Genomic DNA, 21,529 nt, shown 5'->3' on the forward strand with positions numbered 1-21,529 from the left:
CAGGGTTCTAGGCCGAATATTTGTCGAGTTCCGCTTTGCCGATATCGGTTGTCCGAAAGCGTTCAAGGAGATAGTCCACGAAAACCCTGACTTTCGCGGGCAGATACTGGCGGTGGGGATAGTGCACGTAAATGCGTGGCCCCACACCCGCCGCATCGTCTACGCGCACCCTGTATTCGGGAAGGACTATCTTGAGTGCTCCTGAATGCAGATGCGGCAGCACCACAGGCACAGAGGACGGCGTGATGCCCGCGCCGCTGATCGCAGCGATAAGGCCGGTATCCGGCTGACCCGCCACGGTGAGGCGGCCGCGGGGATAATGGACGAACGTTTTTTCCCTGCGCGTGCTTCCGGGCAAGCGTTCGAGATGAAGCGCTGCGAGTCCAAAAGGCATCCGGATGCCGACGAAATCATGTTCCGCCAGTTCATCCGGTGATTGCGGCACGCCCTTGCGTTCGAGGTAGTCCGGGCTCGCGACCAGTACGATAGAGTAGTCACACAGCGGACGGCAGACATGGTTGGTCCCTCGTCCCCGCGCGTGCTGGATGCTGACGTCGACACCGTCATTGACCAGGCGTGGCGCAATTTCGTCGTAGCTGATGTCGATTTCGACGAGTGGGTAGCGTTGAAGAAACTCCGCGATCACCGGAGTCAGACAATGCCTTCCAAACGTGGGCGTCACCGAAACTTTGATCAAACCCTCAGGATGCTCGGGGCTGCGCCGCACATCCGCGACGGCTTCGTCCAGTTGACTTAACAACGGCGCCACGCGTTGAAAGAACTGCCGCCCTTCGCTCGTGAGACTGAGCTTGCGGGTGGTCCGGTTGAAAAGACGCACGCCCAGTTCACGCTCGAGCGTGGCAATGCTCTTGCTGACGGCAGGCGGTGTGACCTGGAGCCGGGTGGCTGCGGCGATGAAGCTGCCGCAACGGACGGCCTGAACGAAAGGCTGCAGGTTTCGGATTTCGGGCATCGTCAATTAATGAAAAAAATTACATCAATCGACGTAATCGAGATTTGTCATATTGTCGAACCCGAAGTTCTCTTTACCCATATCTGTTCCAGCTCACCCGAGCCCCCTCGGTCGTTGTTCGTATTGTAGAACGACATTCCAAAATGTATGTTGAACGGTGGTGGACGTCAAGATAGTGCGCACCCGATATGACCAGGGTTCGTCCGTAGTGCACCGCAACGGGACAAAGGCGATATGCTGGGGACACCCGATATCAAAGCCATATCACGTCATGGAATTGCGGCATCTCAGACACTTCGTTGCGGTTGCGGAGACCCAGCACTTTGGCCGTGCGGCTGCGCGCCTGGGCATGGCGCAGCCGCCGCTCAGCCAGTCGATCATGCGGCTGGAGGAGCAGCTTGGTATCAAGCTGCTCGAACGTACACCGCGAGGCGTTTCGCTCACAGCCGCCGGAGCCGCGTTGCTCGCGGAAGCGAAGCCACTGATCGCGCAAGCGGAGCTGGCCGAGCGGCGCGTGCGGCAAGCCGCCGACGAACTGGCGAGCCTGAGCGTAGCGTTCGTGCCGATGTGTGCGCTGCGAATCATGCCGCTAGCCATTCAGGGGCTTCGCAAGCAATGGCCGGGCGTTGACGTCCGGTTGATCGAGCGCGGCAGTGCTTTGACCGTCGCCAGCGTGAAAAACGGCAGCATCGACCTGGGCGTGGTAGTCACCAGCTCGGCGGACGTCTCCGGTTTGGAAAGCGTGGTCATCGAGCGTCTGCGTGTGGTGGCCGCGGTTCCGGCGAAGTGGCCCGTGGCGGCGCAGCCTTCAATTCGTATCGCGGATCTCGCGCGATACCCGCTCATCATGTTCCCTCAGCAGATGTCGCAGCCGCTGTTCGCTGCGTTCGAGACAGCGCGCCGCGAGGCGGGCCTGTCGCCGCGGGTGACCCAGCAAGCGCGCCATCCATACACGATGCTCAACCTCGTGTCTCATGAACTGGGCATCGGTCTGATGCTGGACTCGGCGCGATACCTGCCCGTGGAGGGTGTCGCCTTCGTCGACATCGAGGATGTTCCGGCTTCAGGCGAAACTGAGGTGTCGCTGGTGTGGGCCGATAGACCTCACAAGCCCTACCACCGTTCGATGCTCGACATCATGCGCGATATCGCGTCGCCGCCGGCGGGGTGATACGCGCAATCGCACTGCTCGACAGCTTCGTCCATGCTGCTCCTTTCGTCATCCGCTTCTCATTCATCTTGACACTCCAAAGTGGTGTGTTTATCTTTGCGAATGACGTTCAGAAAACAACCCGCTCGCGCGGCGAGCCAAAGGAGGAGCAATGAGCACGAATGTGGCGAGTCTTTTCAATCTCGATCAGAAAGTGGCGGTGGTAACAGGGGCAGGCTCAGGCATCGGCCGCGAGACGGCTTTGCTGCTGGCGTCGGCCGGCGCGGCGGTGGTCGCGGCGGACCTGAATGAGGAAGCGGCGCAGCACACGGCCAGGCAAATCGAAAGTGCGTCTGGCAAGGCTATCGCGATCAAAGTGGACATCGGCGATGAATCGTCGATTCTTGCGATGTACGAAACGGTGCAGGCCAAACTTGGGCGCCTCGACATTCTCGTGAACAACGCGGGCATCTATCCGAAGACGCAATTCGTCGAGACGTCGGCAGAAAAGTGGGACAAGGTGCTCGGCATCAACTTGCGCGGCACCTTCCTCTGCATGCGCGAAGCGATCAAGCGAATGCAAGGTGCCAAAAACGGCGGTTCCATTATCAATATTTCGTCGGTGGCTTCGCTGCAGCCGGTGATTTTCGACAACGGTGACTACGGCGCGTCGAAGGCGGGTGTCAACAACCTCACCAAGGTGGCAGCGCTCGAATTCGCAGCAGACGGAATTCGCGTGAACGCCGTGCTGCCCGGCGGCGTGGCAACCGAGGGCGCGGCCGCATCGACGAAGGTTCATCAGGCTCACGGCCCGATCACCCAACCTGGTCGCATGCCGCTGGGCCGCATCGGCGTCGCCTCCGATATCGCGAGGGCAGTGTTGTTTTTCGCGTCGCCGGCATCGGACTATGTCACCGGTCAGCTTCTCGCTGTCGACGGCGGCTTCCAGGTCTCCTGATTACTCGTCTGCGTGTCATGTTCGAATCGCCAAGCTGCGTCGAGAACGCGGCTTAGCGCTGCAATTGCCTTTCCCCGATTGATTGCCGACCCGTTCGCACACACGTCCATGTGTGCAGCGGGCGCTCGCGCATGCGCGTCGGTCTGTGCCTGGTCGGGTAGTGAAAACACCGACGTCATTAATTGAACGACCTGTTGCATAACCATATTCCATGACCTAGGATGTCCATCAAGAGGCGCCATGCAAGCGCCCGAGAGGCATTAGCCTGATCGGAGACATGCGATGTACTTTCTCGACAGCGATTTACGTGGTCCTCTTGCGGACTATACGTACGACTATCGTCGCCAGCGCGCTGAAAAGGGCGCTCCGTCGTCGGACGAATTGGCTCGCGCAAAGCAATCGAATTGGGCGGCGCGCGTGCTGGGCGCAATGGCGCCTCGTATTCTGGGCAAGCTGCGGACGGAGGGCCGGGCGCGATGAAAACGCTGACTCGCGAGAGCGCTCGAGAAGCGCGTAGAGTATGGCTCCCACTCATTCTCCTATCGATTTCGGCGGCCGCGGTCTGGCTGCTGCAACGCGATCTGCGCATGGAAGAGCTAGGCCGGTCCGCACTCTTCGACGTCGTGATGATGTTTGCCGTGCTCGGGGCGACGGCATTGGCGGGCATCATCGGATGTGCGATTGCGAGCCGTGCGCGAGCGCAGGAAGCCGATTTGTCGACAGGCGAGGATTATTGCTTCATTGGCGCCGTGATCGGTGCGGTCGTCTTTTTTGTCGCCATGACTATCTAACGGTAGAAGCCATGAATGAAGAACTGAGCGCACGCGTCGAAGCACTGTTGGATAAGCAGGACATACTCGAATGCGTGCACCGCTATTGCCGCGGGGTCGATCGCATGGACCGGAAGTTGACGCTGTCGGCGTACCATCCGGACGCAATCGACGACCACGGCGCATTCGTCGGGGATGCAGAGGAATTCGTTGACTGGGCCTTTGCGTATCATACCGAGCATCAGTTGTCGCACCACCATATGGTGTTCAATCACAGCGTCGAATTGCAGGGCGACGAGGCGCATGGGGAGACGTACTGGCTTTTCTTCGGAGAAAATCGCGTCAAGCCAGACACGCTAGCGGTGGGGCGCTATATCGACCGCTTCGAAAAGCGTGATGGCGTATGGGCGATTGCCGCCCGTGTCTGCATCTCCGAAGCGATCAACGAACTGACCCCTGCGCAAGTGCCCACTGCGTGGCGCGAAATCCTGATGGGCAATGGCGTCAGTGCACGAAATCGTGAAGACGTCTCTTACGAACGGCCTTTAAAGACGCGCCAACCCAGCGAGGTTTAAGGCCAGACGCAAGCCTGCAACGACGCTTGCCACGGATACCAGGATCGATTTGCCATGAAAGCCAACGTCGGCAGGAAGCCGACGTTGGCTTTCAGCTATTGGGTAATGGCGCAATCGTGCTGTGACCGACAATCGACAGAAACTCGCGGCGGGTGGAAGGATCGTCACGGAATGCGCCCAGCATTCGACTCGTCACCAGCGATGCGCCGGGCTTGTGCACGCCTCGCGTACTCATGCACTGATGCGCAGCTTCGAGAATGACAGCGACTCCCTTCGGCTGCAGCACGGTGTTCAGCGCATCGGCGATCTGAACGGTCATCTTCTCCTGAATCTGTAGGCGCTTGGCATAGACATCGACGAGGCGCGCGAGTTTGGAGATGCCGACCACGCGATGCTCGGGCAAGTAGGCAACGTGCGCACGTCCGATGATAGGCACCATATGGTGTTCGCAGTAGCTCTCGAAACGGATGTCCTTTAGCACCACCATCTCGTCGTAGCCATCCACTTCGGAAAACGTGGTGGCGAGAATCTGCATCGGATCGGAGTCATAGCCCGAGAAGAACTCGCGGTATGCGCGCGCGACGCGTGCAGGTGTTTGAACGAGACCTTCCCTTTCGGGATCGTCACCGGCCCATCGGATCAGCGTACGCACGGCTTCTTCCGCCTGATCCCGCGTGGGGCGAATCGACACTTCCTCAGCGCCAATCTGATTGTCTCGTTTGTTCATCAACTCTCCTGATCATTCATGCCTCGTGCAATCGCATCGGCGTCCGCGAGTGCGGCACACGAGTGTCGGCGATGTGGAGGAAGTGTATATAATTGCACGGTGTTCGTAAATACAAACGTCCGGCGCATCTTACACGCGAGGTTCGACCATTGCGGGTCGAAAGATCAGGTTGCACTTACACAGGGATCAGCACATGAAAACGCGCATTACAGAGCTGCTTGGGATCCGATACCCCATTGTTCAAGGGGGCATGATGTGGGTGGGTCGCGCTGAACTTGCCGCCGCCGTCTCGAACGCCGGTGCGCTCGGCACCATCACTGCTCTGACGCAGCCCACGCCCGAGGCGCTGCGCAACGAGATCGCTCGGGTTCGCTCAATGACGGATCAGCCGTTCGCTGTCAACCTGACCATTCTGCCGACGATCAAGCCAGTGCCGTACGACGAGTACGTGCAAGCGGTCGTGGAGAACAGTGTGAAGATCGTCGAGACGGCGGGACGCAATCCCGAGCCCTATATGCCTGCATTCAAGGCTGCGGGAATCAAGGTCATCCACAAGTGCACGTCGGTGCGTCACGCGCTGAAAGCGGAGGCGTTGGGCTGCGACGCCGTGAGCGTGGACGGATTCGAGTGCGCCGGACATCCGGGCGAGGACGACGTGCCCAATCTGATCCTGTTGCCGGCCGCGGCCGCGAAACTGCATATTCCGATGCTTGCGTCAGGCGGCATTGCCGATGCGCGCGGGATGGTCGCCGCGCTCGCGCTCGGCGCGGATGGGATCAATATGGGTACGCGCTTCATGGCAACGCGGGAGGCACCGATTCACGAGAACGTCAAGCGCAGGCTCGTAGAGCATGACGAGCGCAATACGGCGCTGATCTTCCGCACGCTGAAGAACACGTCGCGTATCTTCAGGAATTCGGTAGCGGAGCAAGTGTTGGAACTCGAGCAAAAAGAGGGTGTGACGTTTGCGGATCTCAAGCCGCTGGTGAGCGGTGAGCGCGGTAAGCGAGTGTACGAGACGGGTGACACCGAGGACGGAACGTTTCCGGCTGGCCTCGCAATCGGGCTTATCGAGGATATTCCCACCTGCGCGGAACTCGTGAGTCGGATGGTCGCCGAGGCGCGCGCACTCATTCATGGCCGGCTGGCCGCGCTTGTAGAAGAGAGCTGAGTCCGCAACAGGACGGCCGTCGAACAAGGCTGCCCGCGCCCCCGGTTTTAGCGGGCGTGGCAGCCGATGCATGTATTACGATCGCAATCAGGCCTGCGAAGTCGGACGACCTTGTTCGTCGAGTCGTTCGAGGTGCGCCAGCAGCGACCGGGATGCCGCTGGCCAGAGCCTTTCGGGAACATCGGTATAAGCAAGACGCAGCCAGTCGTCGATCGAACCGGTCGGCAGTGCCTTTACCGCGCCGGCGATCTTTGCTTCCCGGGCGAGACGGTGTGCCTTGAGGCGGGCGATCTGGTCATGCGGTCGGTCCAGCACGTACCCATGTGCGGGCAGAATAAAGTCGATCTCACGTTCGGTGCAAATCGCGTTCACCCGGTCGAGTGACGTAAGGTACGCCGTCATGTTGCCGTCGGGAGGATCGATGATGGTCGTGCTGCCATTCAGAATGTGATCGCCGCTGAATAGCAGTCCGTCTTCCAGAAGGACCAGGCACACATGGTTGCTTGCGTGCCCCGGTGTCGAGACGACGAGCAATCGATGCGTCTCGCCGTCATGCGCGAGTGTCAGCAAATCGCCATCGAGCAATTCGCGGTCCGGAACGAAGTGATGGCTGGCCCTGTCGGCAAGCCCGGCCGAACGACCGAGGACTGGTGGCTCGTGCGGACACATGGACTGCAGTGGCCTCGCCCCGGGTGCGTGGTCCACGTGGGAGTGCGTGCAGACGATCATTCGAATATCGCCGCCCGTAGCCGCGAAGATGCGTTGAAGATGCGCCTGGTCGTCCGGCCCCGGATCGATCACGATGAAGCCGGTCGCCACCGTGCCGACGATGTAGCTATTCGTGCCGGGGCCCGTCATCAAGCCGCTGTTGCTGGCGGTCAACCGCATCACGTTTCTCAGAAGCGGGGCGGTTTCCGTCGATCGCCAATCCAGAGAGTGGAGCACCTGACCGTCGGGGCACACGAGACGCAGTTCCCCGTATGAGGGGTCACCTTCCATGCAGCGCACGACACTGCCTGAGCTCAACCCACCGCGCGGACAACTGCTCCACAGCGACCTTTCGGACCTGCAAGCCGTGAGCAGTGCATCAACCGAGTTGAACGAGCGAAGGCGTTCGAGCGTTCGCACGGTCGGGAAGATCATCGTGAAGTCGCCCGAGGCATGACGCGCCAGTGCCTCGTCGGGACGGAGCCACACGGGTTCGAACTGCTCGGCGCCGTCCGCGACAGCGGTTTGACCGACGGGCATGCGCGCCACGAAAAACTGCACGTCAAAGCGCCGCGGCAGATCACGATCGGTGATCCAATGCGCAAACGGATAGACCCGATCCGCGGCGAGTGAGAGGCCGTGCTGCGAGCAATGGTCTTCGATCACTGTCGCCCGGTCTAGCCTCGCAATATCGTGGTCGTCGACGAAACCGCCGTCGTGTCGCCATGCCAGCAGCACACCGAGCTCTTCGAATGTTTCCCGAATGGCGGCCACGGCCTGAACCGCTTGAGTATCGTCTTGCGTGGGGCGCCGTCGTACGCCGCCGGCGATTCGTTCATCTGACGGATCGATTGCGCCACCAGGAAAGACGAACGCGCCCGGCGCGAAGCTCGCTTGCGCCGAACGTCGTGTCATCAGCACTTCAATGGCGCGCGAACCCTCGTATTGCGCGTCGCGTAGCAAGAGCATCGTCGCAGCGGGGCGTGGTGCCACCGGCTGCCGTTGCGGGTGGAGCAGTTGTTCGGGGCGTACCACGTATGTCCCTCTGGTTGAATGGATAACGCTGTGCGAAGCCCTAAATGCGCTCGAAGATGGCCGCGATGCCTTGACCTCCGCCGATGCACATTGTCACGAGCGCATAGCGGCCACCGCAACGATGCAACTCGTGAATGGCCTTGACCGCAATGACGGCGCCGGTTGCGCCGATCGGATGGCCGAGCGAGATGCCCGATCCGTTCGGGTTGACCTTTGCGCTGTCGAATTCCAGCTCCTTCGCCACGGCGCAAGCTTGAGCGGCAAACGCCTCGTTCGCTTCGATCACATCGAGATCTGCGACGGTCAAACCCGCGCGCTGCAGCGCCTTGCGTGTCGCAGGGACCGGGCCGATGCCCATGTATTGCGGATCAACGCCCGCGTGAGCCCAGCAAACGAGTCGCGCAAGCGGACGAAGGCCCCGTTGTTCGGCGGTGCGACGGGCCATCAGCAGGACTGCAGCCGCGCCGTCGTTGAGACCCGACGCATTGCCGGCCGTCACCGTACCGTCTTTCTGGAACGCCGGGCGCAATTTGGCGAGATCGGCGATGGTCATGCCCGACCGCACATGCTCATCGGTGTCAAATACGGTTTCGCCCTTTTTCGTGCGCAGTGCTACGGGCACGATCTGCTCGCGGAAGTTGCCGTCATGAATAGCTTGCGCAGCGCGCCGGTGCGATTCGACGGCGAGCAGGTCCTGGTCGTCGCGCGAAATGCCGTACTTCTTTGCAACGTTCTCTGCGGTTACGCCCATATGGCAAGCGCTGAACGGATCGGTCAACGCGCCGACCATCATGTCGATCAGGCGGATGTCGCCCATGCGCGAACCCCAACGCGCGCCGCTCGCAACGTATGCTGCGCGCGACATGCTTTCTGCACCAGCGCCGATCGCAATTTCCGTGTCGCCGTGCGCGATAGCTTGCGCAGCGGAGATGATTGCCTGAAGGCCGGAGCCGCATAGCCTGTTGAGCGTCAGCGCCGGTGCGTCCGCGCTGACGCCGCCTTCCATCGCGGCGACGCGCGCGAGATACATGTCGCGAGGCTCGGTATGGATCACGTTGCCGAACACCACGTGACCCACCTCTTCACCCGGCAGATTCGAACGCTCGAGCAGCGCGCGAACGACCGTTGCGCCTAGCGTCGTGGGCGGAATGCTCGATAGCGCGCCACCGAAGTCTCCAATAGCGGTGCGAACGGCAGCGGTGACGACAACCTCTTCCGACATGATGGCTCCTTGGTTCCGGTAATCGGTTACGATCCGGTGTCGTGTTTAACAATACGAATGACGTTCAGAAAGTAGCGCATTTTTTGTTTTCTGTCCACGTTGTTGTGCGATGCGCAAGGCTGCGATCGTGCCGGACATTGCGCGCGTCATTCGCGCCAGATTGCGTGTGTGCTATCAGGCCTTCCTTGTGGGTGACAACGGATAGACGTGGCTGGGATTTCGCGTTATTCTGGTTCGTAAATATGATCGACGTTCAATTATTGGTTGAACTTGGCCCGCAACATTTCCAGGTATCGGAAGGCGATGCGAGCGCTCGCGGGACATGACATGCCAGATAACAACAGGACGACTCAGATGGATGCAGGTACGGCTTCGCACGACGCCCTGATGGATGTGCCGTTTCGCCCGATTCGCGTCGGCAGCATGGATGCCATCGTCGAGCGAAGGCCAGACGGAAGCGTGGTGTATGAACTGAAGGAACCGCTCCAGGCGTATCCGATCCGCTTGACGGAGCGGCTCGAACACTGGGCGAGCGTCACGCCCGAGCGCGCGTTGCTTGCGCGGCGGACGCCGGACGGCAAGTCATGGGAGTCGCTGACCTACCGCCAGGCGTTCGACGGTGCGTGTGCGCTGGGGCAGGCGCTGCTCGATCGAGGATTGTCGCCGTCTCGTCCGTTGATGATTCTTTCCGATCGAAGCTTTGAACACGCGCTCTTCGCGCTCGCCGCATTGCACGTCGGGATTCCCTATATCCCGGTGACGCCCGCGTATTCGCTGTTATCGCAGGACTTTTCGAAGCTCAGGCAACTCGCGGCCGTATGCACGCCAGGCCTCGTCTTCGCGGATGACGGCGCGCAGTATGGCCGCGCATTGCGTGAGGTGTTCGGCGACGTGGAATGTGTCGTCGTTGGTCCGTTGCCGGAGGGTCGTGGCGGTTCGCGCGTCGCGGAGTGGCTGAAGACGCCGGTTACAGCCGACGTCGACAAGGCGTTCAAGGCAGTCGGCCCGGATACGGTGGGCAAGATCATGTTTACTTCGGGAACGACAGGCGCACCGAAAGGCGTGATCTACCCGCAGCGCATGTTGTGCAGCAATCGACAGCAAGTCGCCCAGGTGTTCGCGTTTCTTCAGGACGGGCCATCGGATCTCGTCGACTGGCTGCCTTGGCATCACACTTTTGGCGGCACCCATAACTTCGGCATGGTGCTGTACGGCGGGGGGACTTACTACCTGGACCCAGGCAAGCCAACGCCGGAGGAAATTGGCCCGACGGTGCAGGCATTGCGTGAAATCGCGCCGGCGGTCTACCTCAATACGCCGCAAGGGTTGGCCTCGCTCATTCCGCATCTGCAGGCGGACAAGGCACTGCGCGAGAAATTCTTTAGCAAACTCGCGCTCATCTACTACGGCGGCGCAAGTCTGCCGAAATACATCTGGGCTCAACTCGACGAGCTCGCAGTGCGTACCATCGGCCAGCGTGTGCTCATCATGTCGGGCATCGGCAGCACGGAAGCAGGCCCAACGCCGCTATCGGCGGCCTGGGATCCGCGACGGGAAGCGATTGCGGGGTTGCCCGTGCCCGGCGTCAAAGTGAAGGTGGCGCCGGTCGGCGCGAAGCTGGAAATCCGTTTCCTCGGCGACTGTGTGACGCCCGGCTATTGGAAAGATCCCGAGCGCACCGCCGCCGCATTCGACGAGGAAGGCTATTTCCGCTCCGGTGACGCAGCAACGTTCATCGACCCGCAGCGCCTCGAACTGGGACTGCGCTTCGACGGACGCATTGCGGAAAATTTCAAGCTGTCCTCGGGCACCTGGGTCAACGTCGCCGAGTTGCGACTGTACGCGCTGAACGTATTGGGCCCGTATGCGCGGGATATCGTGATTGCCGGGCACGACCGCGACTACCTGACCGCGCTCGTCTTCCCTGACATCGAAGCGTGCCGTGCGCTTTGCGACGACCTTCACGATCCGATGCCGGGCGCCGACCAGATCGTCAACAGCCGCGGCGTGCGCGCGTTCTTCCAGACCGGACTCGACCAGCTCGCCGCGCGTCCTGGCGGCAGCTCTACGCGCATTGCGCGCATCGTGCTCGAAAGCGAGCAGCCGACGCTCGATAACGGCGAATTGAGTGCAAAGAGCGCAATCAGCCAACGCAATGTGCTCGAGCGACGGCGCGGTGTCGTGGACGAGCTTTATTGCGTGCCGCCCACGCCGCGCACATTGGTCGGCAACGCTGGCGCAGCAGCGGGCGCTGATCGAGTTCAACGTACTGAAAACGCTGGAAGCTAAACAATGGATTTTCGCGTAGATCCCGCGGACATCGCGTTCCGCAGAGAAGTTCGTGCGTTCCTCAACGAGCATTTGCCGGCCGACCTGGCCTTTCGCGGGCAGCAGGGCTTTCTGGCAGGTGACGACGATTCACAGCGCTGGACTCGCATCTTGCACGAAACGCACGGCTGGTCGGTGCCGCATTGGCCGGTTGCTGACGGCGGCACGGGGTGGACCGCGATGCAGCGTTACATCTTCGAGGAAGAATGCTATCTGGCAGGCGCACCGATACAGAATCAGGCGGGCGTGTCGCTCGTCGGACCCGTGATTTGCGAGTTTGGCAACGAAGAGCAGAAGCGGCGCTTTCTTCCTCCTATCCAGCGTGGTGAAGTGTTCTGGGTACAGGGTTTTTCAGAGCCGGGCTCGGGTTCCGATCTTGCATCGCTACGTACGACGGCGGTTCGCGATGGAGACCACTACATCGTCAATGGACAGAAGATCTGGACCAGCTTCGGCGCCTACGGTCAATGGAATTTCGTGCTGGTCCGCACGGATAGCGAAGCGAAGCCACAAAAGGGCATTTCCTTCCTGCTGCTCGACATGTCGTCGCCGGGCGTTACCGTACGGCCGATCGCGTCGCTCGATGGCTGCCATCATCTGGCGGAAGTCTTCTACGACAACGTGCGTGTGCCCGCTGAAAACCTTATCGGCGAGGTCAACAAGGGGTGGGGATACACCAAGTTTCTGCTCTTTAACGAGCGGGCGTTTCTTGGCGCTGAAGCGCCTGCCCTCAAGCGCTATCTGCGCAAGATCCGGCACTACGCCTCGCGCGAACGGATGGCCGGCAAGCCATTGATTCAGGATCCGACGTTTGCGGCACGTTTCGCGCAGCACGAATTGGAGGTTCGCGCTATCGACATGGCGGTGCAGAAAATCCTGCATCAAGGGATAGACGAGCGCAGCGGCGGTATGGCGATCGGATCCATGCTCAAAGTGCGCGGATCTGAACTCCATCAGAAGCTCACGGAGATGCTGCTGGAGGTGATCGGCGATTATGGCGCCGTGTTCTATCCCGATCCGAATGAAGAGCGAGAGCTGCGCGTGGCCCAGTTCATCGGACCTGAATACGCGCCAGGCCTGGCGGCAGAGGTCTTCTATCGGCGGGCTTGCTCGATCTATGGCGGGACGGCCGAAATTCAACGAAACATCATCGCCAAAGCACTGTTCGATCTTTGACGCCGTATCGAGTCACGAACGGTCTTCGATCCCCGAGACGTGGGATCGCATCAATTGCCGGCATAAAGAGGGTGCAGCATGGACTTCGAGTTGAGCGACGAACAGCGGATGTTGCAGGAAAGCGCGCAACGCTTCTTGCAAAAGAGTTATACGTTCGAACATCGTCGCAATCTTGCTTCGCAAGGAGGCGGATTTTCGCGCGAGACGTGGCGTAGGTTCGGCGAAATGGGTTGGCTCGGTGTCGCGGTGCCGGATGAATTGGGCGGGCTCGGTTTCTCGTCAGTCGAAAGCGCCATCGTGGCCGAGCAGATCGGGCGCGCGCTGGTGCTGGAGCCGTACGTGATGTGTGGTGTGTTTCCTGCGTCACTTGTCACGTGCTGCGGGCGAGACGGGCAGCGCGAGGCGATACTTGGCGAGATCGTTTCGGGCGAGACTGTCTATGCGGTCGCGCAAAGTGAACGTGAAGCGCGGGGTCAGGTGCATTACGTGACGGCCACCGCGAAGAAGACAGAGGACGGGTCGTGGCGGCTGGACGGCTATAAGACGCTCGTGGTTGGAGCGCCCGTTGCAGACCGTCTGCTCGTCGTCGCTCGAGCGGCGGGTGCAGCCGATGCCACGGACGGCATCGGGGTTTTCGTCGTCGATCCGAAGCAGGCAGGCGTGGCGCTGAAGACTTGCGCGTTGCTCGACGGCACGCCATCTGCCGACTTGCTGCTCGATGGTGTGATCGTCGCAGAATCGAATGTTCTGGGTGAGGCTGGGCGAGCGTTCGAAGGACTGCAGGCCGCCGTTGACGAAGCGGTCGTTGCGATCTGTGCCGAACTGGTGGGCGATATGGAAGACGCTATCGAGCTCGCGTCGGAATACTTGAAAACGCGCAAGCAGTTCGGGGTGGCGATTGGCAGCTTCCAGGCGCTGCAACACCGGATGGCCGACATGGCGATCGAAGCGATGCAGGCGCGCGCAACACTGCACCGTGCGTTGCTCTCTATCAGCGAGGACAGGGAGAACCGGAGCGTCGAAATCTCGGGCTGCAAGGCACAGACCATTCGTAGCGCGAAGTTCGTCACGCAACAGGGTATCCAGTTGCACGGTGGCTACGGCATCACGGATGAATACAAGGTGGGACATCACTATCGCCGTCATCTGGTGCTCGACGCATTGTTCGGCAACGCGGACTATCACCTGAATCGCTACGCACGCCAGATTCAGCACGAGGCAATGGTCGCGGCGGCGTGAACCCTTTTGAGGCATTGCCATGAACGCGAAAGCAACCGATCTGCTCGGCGTGCAGAGTGACGGAACGGTTCTCACGTTGACACTGAACCGGCCCGCGGCCCGCAACGCACTGAACCTCGCATTGACCGAAGCGCTGGTCGACGCATTGCATCGTTTCGAAGCGGACCAAAGCCTGCGCGTCCTCATCGTGACGGGCGCCGATCCGGCCTTTTGTGCTGGGCTCGACCTGAATGATTTTTCCGCGCCCGATGCTCCGCGCACGCGGGTCGCGGACATGATCGATATGTGGCCGCGCATCACCAAGCCGGTAATCGCGGCGGTCAACGGCGCTGCCGTTACAGGCGGGCTGGAACTTGCAATGGGGTGCGATTTCATCATCGCGTCCGAGCGTGCGCGCTTTGCCGACACGCACACGAAAATCGGCGCGCTCGCGGGGGGCGGCATGACCGCGAGGTTGCCGTATATCGTGGGTCCGCGGTGGGCGAAGCAGTTCAGCTTGACGAGCGATCCGATTGACGCGGCCACGGCGTTGCGCATCGGCCTCGTGAACGAGGTGGTCAGCCACGATCAACTGATGGAGCGGGCAACGTCACTAGCGAAGACGATTGCGAGCCGCCGACCCGACCTCGTCGCGACGGTCAAGCGCGTGATCGATCAGGGTGCGCTAGCTTCGCTGGAAGAGGCGTTGCGGATCGAGAAGGCTGCTTTGGCGCAAAGAAGGCAAAGCGGCGGCATGGCGTGGCAGGTGGGGAAATGATCGCTTGCCTGACCGAAGCGCGCGACGCGAGGGCCGTGACGCTGGCTCAATCAACAATTTCGCCCTGAGGGGACTCGCATGGCAAATTTCTACGATCTTCCAGACGACATTCAGGTGACGGCCGACGGCGGCCTGCGGATCATTACGCTCAATCGAGCAGACGATCTGAACGCGTCGACCACCGAGATGCTCTTCAGTTACCCCAAGCTCTTTGCTGCGCTAGCCTCGGATCCCGAGGCGCGCGTCGGGATTCTCACCGGTGCGGGAAGGGCGTTCAGCGCCGGCGGAGACATGAATCACTTCGTCAAGACGCTCGACGACCCCGACTTTGCGCGCAGCGTGCAGGAGAACGCGCGGCAGACGATCCACGGTTTCATCGACGTGCCGATTCCTCTGATTGCCGCCGTCAACGGGCCAGCCGTCGGTTGGGGCGCGACGATGGCTACGCTGTGCGATATCGTTCTGATGTCGGCGAAGTCTTTTCTCGCCGAGCCGCATATCAACATTGGTCTCGTCGTCGGTGATGGGATCTCCGTGTCGTGGCCGCTCTACACCAGTCTGCTGCGGGCGAAAGAACTGATCTTTACTGGAGATCGCATCACAGCGCAGCAAGCCGTTGATTTCGGTCTGGCCAATCGCGTTGTCGAGCCCGACAAGCTGATGGAAGAGGCTATGACTCTTGCGCAAAAGCTGCTCAAGCAACCGCGCCACGCACTGCGCGAAACCAAGAAGCTGATGAACCTGCATCTCCATCGCAGTGCGGCCCAGATGCTCGACACGACCCTAGCACGCCAACTGGAGGCGACGCTCAGCGACGAGCATCACGAGATCGCGTCGGCGTTCATCGCCCAGCAGAAACGCAAGCAAGCCTGATCCTGCCCGGTGAACCTTGCTTTCATCGACAAGCCTCCATCTTTGCGGAGTACGTATGCCCTCATCGCTTTTTGACCTCACGGACAAGGTCGCAATCGTCACCGGATCGAGTCGCGGCATTGGCTATGCCAGTGCGCTCGGCATGGCGGAACATGGCGCCAAAGTCGTCGTTTCCGGCCGTAACGCCGACGCCTGCGAAACTGCCGCGCAAGCCATCAACGAAAAGGTCGGAACTCGGGTGGCCTTGCCGTTTGCCTGCAACATCGGCCGTAAAGCGGAATTGCAAGGTCTCGTGGCTGCGGCGAACGGCGAGTGGGGCAGAGTCGACATCGTGATGGCCAATGCCGCGATTCACCCGTGGATAGGCTCGGCACTCGATCTGCAAGACGAAACGTTCAACAAGTTCATGCAGGTCAACGTCCAGAGCAATATCTGGCTCGCGCAGATGACTGTGCCCGGCATGATCGAGCGTGGCTATGGGCGCTTTATTTCGGTGGCATCCGTGGTTGGCCTGTTCGGCGATGCCGTGACGGGAACCTACGGGCTCACCAAAGCCGCCGACATGCAGCTCGTGAGAAACCTCGCGATGGAATTCGCCGCAAAGGGCGTCACCGCCAATTGCATCGCGCCTGGCACCTTCAAGACCGAGATGGCGCGATCGCAATGGGAGGACGAGGCGATGGTCGAATGGTACCGTGGTCGCAATCCATCACAGCGCTTCGGCGAGGTCGACGAGATCGCTGGGCTAGCCGTGATGCTCGCATCGCGTTCGGGCGGCTATATCAACGGCCAGACGATCGCGGTGGATGGCGGCCACACGATCTCGTTTCGCTGACCTGCAGGAGGGAAGGACATCGTGCGCCCCCAGATGTTCAGAACGCGAATCACCGATCTCCTCGGCATTCGTCACCCGATACTTTGCGGCGGTCTTGGGCCGCGCGTGTCCGACGCACGGTATGTCGCGGCCGTCGTTAACGCAGGCGGCATGGGGTTTATTGTCGGCGCGGGCTTTCCCGATTCCGACGAATTCCGCAACGAGTTGCGCACCTGTCGTGAACTCACCGATGCAAAGAACTTCGGCGTCAATCTCTACATATCGCGGCAAGCGGGCGGAGTGGAGCGCGTCAAGCAACAGATCCGCATTCTGATCGAAGAGAACGTTGCCTGCGTGGAGACCGCCGGTGCGAGCCCCGACGCGGTCGTGCCGTTGCTCAAGGAGGCGGGCATCAAAGTTTTGCACAAGGTGCCCGCCGTGCGCTATGCACATACGGCGGTGCGGATGGGCGTCGACGGTGTGATCGTCGTCGGCAATGAGTGCGGCGGCCATCCGGGCATCTACCAGATCGGCAGCATCGTGCAGGCCGCGCAGGCGCCGCGCGAAATCGGCTTGCCGGTTGTGATCGGCGGCGGCATCGGCATCGGGCGACAGCTTGCGGGCGTGCTGGCGATGGGCGCCGACGCGGTCATCATGGGCACGCGCATGATGGTCGCCGAGGAGCTGTGGATTCATCCTGAAGTCAAGGCGAAGGTGGTGGCGGGCGACGGCAGCGAAAGCGTCGTGGTCAAGTCTGCGATTCGCGATCATCATCGCGTGCTGCGCAACGAGAGCGCCGAGGTGGTCATGGAACTGGATCGCGCGCAGGTGAGCGAGTTCGAGCAGTTCCGCCCTCACGTGATGGGCGCACTCGCGCATCAGGCTTACGTGACTGGTGACACGCGCAAGGGCATGATCGACTATGGCCATGCTGCGGTGTTTGCCGACGCGGTCAGGAAAGTCGAGGCAATTTTCGACGAGATGATCGACGACGCGGTGGCGGCGTCGAACCGGTTGAGCAGGCTGACGACGTAGACGGCTAGCACGGCCACGGTTCAAGATCGGTGACCGTTGAGGCGGGCAGGCAAGCGCAGCGCTGCCGCTACTCTAGCCACGTCCTGATCCCCGCGATGTAGTCGGCCATTTGCCTGCGAGCCTCCTCTTTATCGCGGGCAATGATCGCGCGCGCGATCTCGCGATGATATTCCTTGATCCTCTCCACGACGCGGTCGCGGTCCGTTCGGCTGCGCCGATGAAACGTGGAATGCGCATCGGCAAGTTGCAGGACGATGCCGTCGAAGAGACGCAGTGCGGGATCGCCGCAAAGTTCGGCGAGCAGGAAATGAAATCGCAGCAACTCATCGGCGCCGGCACGACCGTCGAGTGGCGCCTCGGCCTGAACCTGGTCGTGCACGCGTCGCTCACCTTCATGGTCGAGCCGTTCGATGACGAGATCCAGGACGGCCAGTTCGAGCGTGCGGCGCGTCGCGAGAATATCGCGCGGCGCGATGCCCGCATACTCCAGATAGACGCTGACTGCCTGCATCGTCGCGCTCAGGTCCGGCTGGGCGACGATCACGCCGCCTCCGGTGCCGCGCTGCACCCTCACGATGGAGTGGTGCTCGAGCAAGCGGATCGCTCCGCGCAACGCAGCGCGACTTACTCCATGGACCTTCATTAATTCCTGCTCGGAGCCGAGCGGTAGTCCTGCCGGCCATCCCAGATCGATGATGTGCTTCAGCAGCGCCATGAAGAGCGTCTGCGTCCGCGTGATCGGTGCGCCGATCGCATTGCGCTTGCGGCGCGACCCGGCAGTTTGGGGCAGCGCAGGCGTCATCGCGGTCAGCATCGAGAGCCACTGCTGGCGCGGGGCTTGGGCAGGATGTCTGTTGTCGCGCAGCTTTTCGCGGCGTTGCGCGGCGAACTGGCTGAAGAGGGCGACGTCGGCTGCCGGGACGACCAGTGTCAGGCTCACCATGCCTTCGGCCTTCTTGCGGGTGCGATAAGCGGCGACGCGTTCGGCAGACGACTTTGGCATGTCCGAGTTCAGTATTAAATGCGAACGTCGTTCAATATATCGCACATGATCGTTACGTGTAACGAAGCTTTCGTGCGCGCAGGCAGCGTGCGTTTCCGGACCGCAGAGAAAGCCGGTAAATCAATACGTTAGCTCCTGTGCCCCTGTGCTGATCGCGCGCCGGGCGTGCTCGTGGCCAGACGAGCGGATCGACCGGTTTTCAGCCACGCGCGAGGATACCTATAGTGAGCCGCTCCAACCACTTCACCATCGTGACGGGTGTAACGACCATGAGCGACACCAAACTATCCATGCCGCGCCGCGGCGACTTTGGCTGGCAGCCTCTTGTCAGCGCCTTCGAGCCCACCATCGAGGACATGCTGTCCAACCGCGCATACTTCGGCATGCCGCCCGAAGCACTCTACCTGTGGGGAACGCTGCGCGACGAGGATGGCGAGATCTATTGCCCGATGCGGCGGATTCCCGCTGGCCTGCGGACCGACGCGAAGGACACGCGGCGGCGTTTCTACCTGTGCACGACGCTCGGCCACGACGACGGCATGCATATGCATCCGGTAGGCAAGGAATCGGTGCCGAACGATGGATTCGCAAGAACGCTCGAAGAGGGGCGCATCCACTGGCGAAGCCACCCGCAGGCGCGCGGCAATCGCTTTCACGTCACCTGGACGCCCGAGGATTGCAGCTGGTACGAAGAGAACGGCATGGATATCAAGGGCAAGCTCGTCAAGCCCGGCATGCACTGGTATCTGCCGGGCCGCGACGCGGGCATGTACTACGTCGCGAACATCTTCGAGATGGAAGGGACGATACTCGGAAAGAAGGTGCGCGGCATGATCGGCTTCGATCCGATCCATATGTACGAGGGCGGCGAGATCTACAAGACGAAAGATGCGCTGGTGCAGGAGAAGCTGGAACTCGTCTGGTACACGTGGGCGACGCGCTATAAGGATGGCAGCATCGACTTCGGGCACTTCACGCTCGGTAACGACATGTTCGGCTTCGCGATTCTCGGCAACGAGAAGGGCGAGGTGCGCTTTACCTATGACGTGACGGGCACCATCGATTTCGGCGCGAATGGGTATTGGCAGGAAGGCATCCGTTACTCAGCGTTCGGCGAAGAGTGGGAGTTCATGCCCGATCCGCGCGGGCGTCTGGTCGGTCTCGGGACGCTCAAGAATCCGCAGGTGGACGGCCGCTGGCGGCGCGTGGGCGATGTGCGCGAGCCTGACGTGTGGTTCGCATGGGGCGAAGCCGCCCCGGAGCATGGCAGCCGCCCGATGGACCGGCTCCCGGGGCTTGGCACGCGTGTCGGCGTGAACTTCCGCAAATACTGAACTTCGGCGCGCGGATGCGCAAAGGGCGACGCCGAAGCTGAGCGTCGCCCTGCCGGCATTTCCACCGGTCACTTCACGTACTTGCGAAACTCCGGCTTGCGCTTTTCGCGGAACGCATTGCCGCCTTCCTTCGATTCGTCGGTGTCGTAGTACATCGCAAGCGCCTGCATCGCGAACGCGCCGATGCCGCGGATGTTCTCGGTATCGATATTGAACGAGCGCTTTGCGAGCGCAATAGCGGTGGGGCTCATCTGCAGAATCTCGTCGCACCACTTCTTCGTTTCGGCGTCGAGTTGTTCCGCAGGCACGACGGCGTTGATGAGACCCCAGTCGAGCGCCTGTTTCGCGCTGTATTTGCGGCACAGGTACCAGATTTCCCGCGCGCGCTTCTCGCCGACGATGCGCGCGAGGTAGGCGGTGCCGAAGCCCGGATCGACCGACCCGACCTTCGGGCCGACCTGACCGAAGACCGCGGTCTCGGAAGCGATGGCGAGATCGCAGAGCGTCACCAGCACGTTGCCGCCACCGATTGCATAGCCGTTCACGCGTGCGATCACGGGCTTCGGAATGTCGCGGATGATGCTTTGCAGTTCCTCGATCGGCAGGCCGACGGTGCCGCGCCCGTTGTAGCCGTCGCCGGACTGGTCGCCGCCCGTGCAGAACGCCTTGTCGCCGGCGCCCGTGAGCACCACGACGCCGATATCCTTGTTCCATCCCGCGAGGCCGAAGGCCTTGATGAGCTCCTCAACGGTGTTGGCGCTGAATGCGTTGTACACCTTCGGGCGATTGATGGTGATCGTCGCGACCCCGTCCGCCTCCTGATAGCCGATGTCCTTGAATTCCATGTCGTATTCCAATGTTGTTGGTTGATCGCGTTCGCGGAGCCGTTTATCCAGCCATCGTCAGACCGCCCGACACGCTGATGACCTGACCGCTGATGAACGCGGCGTCGTCACTCGCGAGAAAGGCCACCACCCCCGGGATGTCGCCAGGTTCGCCCATGCGGCCGAACGGCACGGCCTTCACGAGGGCGGCCTTGATGCGCTCGCCTTTCTCGCCCTGCGCGAGGTTGTCAAGAAGCGGGGTCGCGGTCGGGCCGGGACAAACGACGTTGACGGGAATCATCTGGCGGGCCATTTCGCGTGCCATCGTCTTCGTGAAGGCGATGAGGCCGCCTTTGCAGAACGAGTACACCGCTTCCATCGAGGAGCCCACGCGTCCCGCATCCGACGAGATGTTGACGACGCGGCCACGGCCACGTTCGGCCATCCGTCGCAGCACGGCATGGTGCATGTTCAGCGGTCCGTACAGATTGATCGCCACCACCTTGTCCCAGAACGGTTTCTCGGTTTGCAGGAAGAACGCACCCATGTCCCAGCCGGCGTTGTTCACGAGAACCTCGATCGGTCCCAGTTCTTCCTCGACTCTCGCCACCGCGGCATGCACACCTTCGTGATCCGTGATGTCGACGCGGTAGGCTCGCGCCTTGCCGCCCGCCGCCTCGATTTCCGCCGCGACACGCGCGGCGCCTTCTTCGTTCAGGTCGAACAGCGCGACGGTCGAACCTTCGTCGCCGAATCGTCTGCTGATGGCGGATCCGATCCCACCTGCCGCGCCAGTGACAACGACGACCTTCTCCTTGAGCCCCTTCATTGATTCCCTCCGTGATGTGCGAGGCGCT

The 21,529-nt window shown here is 61.4% G+C and carries 21 protein-coding genes; 14 read left to right on the forward strand and 7 right to left on the reverse strand.

From position 1 onward, the window contains the following. Window positions 1–7: 7 nt before the first annotated feature. Complete coding sequence (locus OKW41_RS05755) at window positions 8–973, reverse strand: LysR family transcriptional regulator (protein ID WP_429571822.1); 966 nt, start codon at window positions 971–973, stop codon at window positions 8–10. Between the two features lie 157 nt (window positions 974–1,130). On the opposite strand from OKW41_RS05755, the gene OKW41_RS05760 reads away from it, so the two are divergent. The 5 genes from OKW41_RS05760 to OKW41_RS05780 all read left to right on the forward strand — a co-directional run bounded on the left by OKW41_RS05760 (window position 1,131) and on the right by OKW41_RS05780 (window position 4,426). Next, window positions 1,131–2,144, forward strand: coding sequence for a LysR family transcriptional regulator (locus OKW41_RS05760; RefSeq protein ID WP_429571823.1), 1,014 nt, complete (start codon window positions 1,131–1,133; stop codon window positions 2,142–2,144). Window positions 2,145–2,295: 151 nt separating this feature from the next. After that, window positions 2,296–3,081 (forward strand): SDR family NAD(P)-dependent oxidoreductase, encoded by a 786-nt coding sequence (locus tag OKW41_RS05765; protein WP_429445358.1) that lies wholly within the window; start codon window positions 2,296–2,298, stop codon window positions 3,079–3,081. 282 nt (window positions 3,082–3,363) lie between these two features. After that, window positions 3,364–3,561, forward strand: coding sequence for a hypothetical protein (locus tag OKW41_RS05770; RefSeq protein WP_429445360.1), 198 nt, complete (start codon window positions 3,364–3,366; stop codon window positions 3,559–3,561). Further along, entirely contained in the window at window positions 3,558–3,872 is a 315-nt protein-coding gene (locus OKW41_RS05775; RefSeq protein WP_429571824.1) for a hypothetical protein, read from the forward strand. The genes OKW41_RS05770 and OKW41_RS05775 overlap by 4 nt, the downstream gene beginning before the upstream one ends. Before the next feature lie 11 nt (window positions 3,873–3,883). Next, window positions 3,884–4,426 carry a nuclear transport factor 2 family protein gene (locus OKW41_RS05780; RefSeq protein WP_429445362.1) on the forward strand — a complete coding sequence of 181 codons (543 nt, stop codon included), beginning with the start codon at window positions 3,884–3,886 and terminating at the stop codon, window positions 4,424–4,426. 91 nt (window positions 4,427–4,517) lie between these two features. Here the strand turns inward: OKW41_RS05780 and folE are convergent, their stop codons facing one another. Then, a complete protein-coding gene (gene folE / locus OKW41_RS05785) occupies window positions 4,518–5,153 on the reverse strand; it encodes a GTP cyclohydrolase I FolE (RefSeq protein WP_429571825.1) in 636 nt (211 codons plus the stop codon). Between the two features lie 193 nt (window positions 5,154–5,346). On the opposite strand from folE, the gene OKW41_RS05790 reads away from it, so the two are divergent. After that, the gene (locus OKW41_RS05790) at window positions 5,347–6,324 is read left to right on the forward strand and encodes an NAD(P)H-dependent flavin oxidoreductase (protein WP_429445366.1); all 978 of its coding nucleotides are present in this window, start codon (window positions 5,347–5,349) and stop codon (window positions 6,322–6,324) included. 87 nt (window positions 6,325–6,411) lie between these two features. Here OKW41_RS05790 and OKW41_RS05795 read toward each other — a convergent pair whose 3' ends face one another. Both OKW41_RS05795 and bktB read right to left on the reverse strand, forming a co-directional pair. Beyond that, window positions 6,412–8,067 (reverse strand): MBL fold metallo-hydrolase, encoded by a 1,656-nt coding sequence (locus OKW41_RS05795; protein WP_429571826.1) that lies wholly within the window; start codon window positions 8,065–8,067, stop codon window positions 6,412–6,414. 40 nt (window positions 8,068–8,107) lie between these two features. After that, window positions 8,108–9,289 carry a beta-ketothiolase BktB gene (gene bktB / locus OKW41_RS05800; RefSeq protein WP_429571827.1) on the reverse strand — a complete coding sequence of 394 codons (1,182 nt, stop codon included), beginning with the start codon at window positions 9,287–9,289 and terminating at the stop codon, window positions 8,108–8,110. A gap of 354 nt (window positions 9,290–9,643) precedes the next feature. Here bktB and OKW41_RS05805 point away from each other — a divergent pair, with 354 nt between their 5' ends. The 7 genes from OKW41_RS05805 to OKW41_RS05835 all read left to right on the forward strand — a co-directional run bounded on the left by OKW41_RS05805 (window position 9,644) and on the right by OKW41_RS05835 (window position 17,511). Then, the gene (locus tag OKW41_RS05805) at window positions 9,644–11,578 is read left to right on the forward strand and encodes an AMP-binding protein (protein WP_429571828.1); all 1,935 of its coding nucleotides are present in this window, start codon (window positions 9,644–9,646) and stop codon (window positions 11,576–11,578) included. Window positions 11,579–11,581: 3 nt separating this feature from the next. Then, window positions 11,582–12,793: an acyl-CoA dehydrogenase family protein gene (locus OKW41_RS05810; protein ID WP_429445372.1), complete on the forward strand. Its 1,212-nt coding sequence runs from the start codon at window positions 11,582–11,584 to the stop codon at window positions 12,791–12,793. A 78-nt stretch (window positions 12,794–12,871) separates the two neighbouring features. After that, window positions 12,872–14,032 (forward strand): acyl-CoA dehydrogenase family protein, encoded by a 1,161-nt coding sequence (locus OKW41_RS05815; protein WP_429445374.1) that lies wholly within the window; start codon window positions 12,872–12,874, stop codon window positions 14,030–14,032. A 19-nt stretch (window positions 14,033–14,051) separates the two neighbouring features. Further along, entirely contained in the window at window positions 14,052–14,789 is a 738-nt protein-coding gene (locus OKW41_RS05820) for an enoyl-CoA hydratase (protein WP_429571829.1), read from the forward strand. Window positions 14,790–14,903: 114 nt separating this feature from the next. Then, a complete protein-coding gene (locus OKW41_RS05825) occupies window positions 14,904–15,662 on the forward strand; it encodes an enoyl-CoA hydratase/isomerase family protein (protein WP_429571830.1) in 759 nt (252 codons plus the stop codon). A gap of 55 nt (window positions 15,663–15,717) precedes the next feature. Further along, complete coding sequence (locus OKW41_RS05830; protein WP_429445380.1) at window positions 15,718–16,497, forward strand: SDR family NAD(P)-dependent oxidoreductase; 780 nt, start codon at window positions 15,718–15,720, stop codon at window positions 16,495–16,497. 33 nt (window positions 16,498–16,530) lie between these two features. After that, the gene (locus tag OKW41_RS05835) at window positions 16,531–17,511 is read left to right on the forward strand and encodes an NAD(P)H-dependent flavin oxidoreductase (RefSeq protein WP_429445381.1); all 981 of its coding nucleotides are present in this window, start codon (window positions 16,531–16,533) and stop codon (window positions 17,509–17,511) included. A 67-nt stretch (window positions 17,512–17,578) separates the two neighbouring features. Here OKW41_RS05835 and OKW41_RS05840 read toward each other — a convergent pair whose 3' ends face one another. Next, window positions 17,579–18,514: a FadR/GntR family transcriptional regulator gene (locus OKW41_RS05840; protein WP_429571831.1), complete on the reverse strand. Its 936-nt coding sequence runs from the start codon at window positions 18,512–18,514 to the stop codon at window positions 17,579–17,581. Between the two features lie 224 nt (window positions 18,515–18,738). Between OKW41_RS05840 and OKW41_RS05845 the strand changes: the two genes are divergently transcribed. Further along, the gene (locus OKW41_RS05845) at window positions 18,739–19,848 is read left to right on the forward strand and encodes a hypothetical protein (RefSeq protein ID WP_429571832.1); all 1,110 of its coding nucleotides are present in this window, start codon (window positions 18,739–18,741) and stop codon (window positions 19,846–19,848) included. 68 nt (window positions 19,849–19,916) lie between these two features. Here OKW41_RS05845 and OKW41_RS05850 read toward each other — a convergent pair whose 3' ends face one another. Next, window positions 19,917–20,693 carry an enoyl-CoA hydratase-related protein gene (locus OKW41_RS05850; RefSeq protein WP_429571833.1) on the reverse strand — a complete coding sequence of 259 codons (777 nt, stop codon included), beginning with the start codon at window positions 20,691–20,693 and terminating at the stop codon, window positions 19,917–19,919. Between the two features lie 43 nt (window positions 20,694–20,736). Further along, window positions 20,737–21,501 carry a glucose 1-dehydrogenase gene (locus tag OKW41_RS05855; RefSeq protein WP_429445389.1) on the reverse strand — a complete coding sequence of 255 codons (765 nt, stop codon included), beginning with the start codon at window positions 21,499–21,501 and terminating at the stop codon, window positions 20,737–20,739. Between the last annotated feature and the right edge of the window lie 28 nt (window positions 21,502–21,529).

The organism is Paraburkholderia sp. UCT70 (genome assembly GCF_050434085.1).
Lineage (GTDB): Bacteria > Pseudomonadota > Gammaproteobacteria > Burkholderiales > Burkholderiaceae > Paraburkholderia > Paraburkholderia tuberum.

Excerpts from the sequence above, each read along its gene's own strand:
- OKW41_RS05755 (WP_429571822.1), bottom strand. The coding sequence starts at position 973 with ATGCCCGAAATCCGAAACCTGCAGCCTTTCGTTCAGGCCGTCCGTTGC.
- OKW41_RS05765 (WP_429445358.1), top strand. The coding sequence starts at position 2,296 with ATGAGCACGAATGTGGCGAGTCTTTTCAATCTCGATCAGAAAGTGGCG.
- OKW41_RS05770 (WP_429445360.1), top strand. The coding sequence starts at position 3,364 with ATGTACTTTCTCGACAGCGATTTACGTGGTCCTCTTGCGGACTATACG.
- OKW41_RS05775 (WP_429571824.1), top strand. The coding sequence starts at position 3,558 with ATGAAAACGCTGACTCGCGAGAGCGCTCGAGAAGCGCGTAGAGTATGG.
- OKW41_RS05780 (WP_429445362.1), top strand. The coding sequence starts at position 3,884 with ATGAATGAAGAACTGAGCGCACGCGTCGAAGCACTGTTGGATAAGCAG.
- folE (WP_429571825.1), bottom strand. The coding sequence starts at position 5,153 with ATGAACAAACGAGACAATCAGATTGGCGCTGAGGAAGTGTCGATTCGC.
- OKW41_RS05790 (WP_429445366.1), top strand. The coding sequence starts at position 5,347 with ATGAAAACGCGCATTACAGAGCTGCTTGGGATCCGATACCCCATTGTT.
- bktB (WP_429571827.1), bottom strand. The coding sequence starts at position 9,289 with ATGTCGGAAGAGGTTGTCGTCACCGCTGCCGTTCGCACCGCTATTGGA.
- OKW41_RS05805 (WP_429571828.1), top strand. The coding sequence starts at position 9,644 with ATGGATGCAGGTACGGCTTCGCACGACGCCCTGATGGATGTGCCGTTT.
- OKW41_RS05810 (WP_429445372.1), top strand. The coding sequence starts at position 11,582 with ATGGATTTTCGCGTAGATCCCGCGGACATCGCGTTCCGCAGAGAAGTT.
- OKW41_RS05815 (WP_429445374.1), top strand. The coding sequence starts at position 12,872 with ATGGACTTCGAGTTGAGCGACGAACAGCGGATGTTGCAGGAAAGCGCG.
- OKW41_RS05820 (WP_429571829.1), top strand. The coding sequence starts at position 14,052 with ATGAACGCGAAAGCAACCGATCTGCTCGGCGTGCAGAGTGACGGAACG.
- OKW41_RS05830 (WP_429445380.1), top strand. The coding sequence starts at position 15,718 with ATGCCCTCATCGCTTTTTGACCTCACGGACAAGGTCGCAATCGTCACC.
- OKW41_RS05835 (WP_429445381.1), top strand. The coding sequence starts at position 16,531 with ATGTTCAGAACGCGAATCACCGATCTCCTCGGCATTCGTCACCCGATA.
- OKW41_RS05840 (WP_429571831.1), bottom strand. The coding sequence starts at position 18,514 with ATGCCAAAGTCGTCTGCCGAACGCGTCGCCGCTTATCGCACCCGCAAG.
- OKW41_RS05850 (WP_429571833.1), bottom strand. The coding sequence starts at position 20,693 with ATGGAATTCAAGGACATCGGCTATCAGGAGGCGGACGGGGTCGCGACG.
- OKW41_RS05855 (WP_429445389.1), bottom strand. The coding sequence starts at position 21,501 with ATGAAGGGGCTCAAGGAGAAGGTCGTCGTTGTCACTGGCGCGGCAGGT.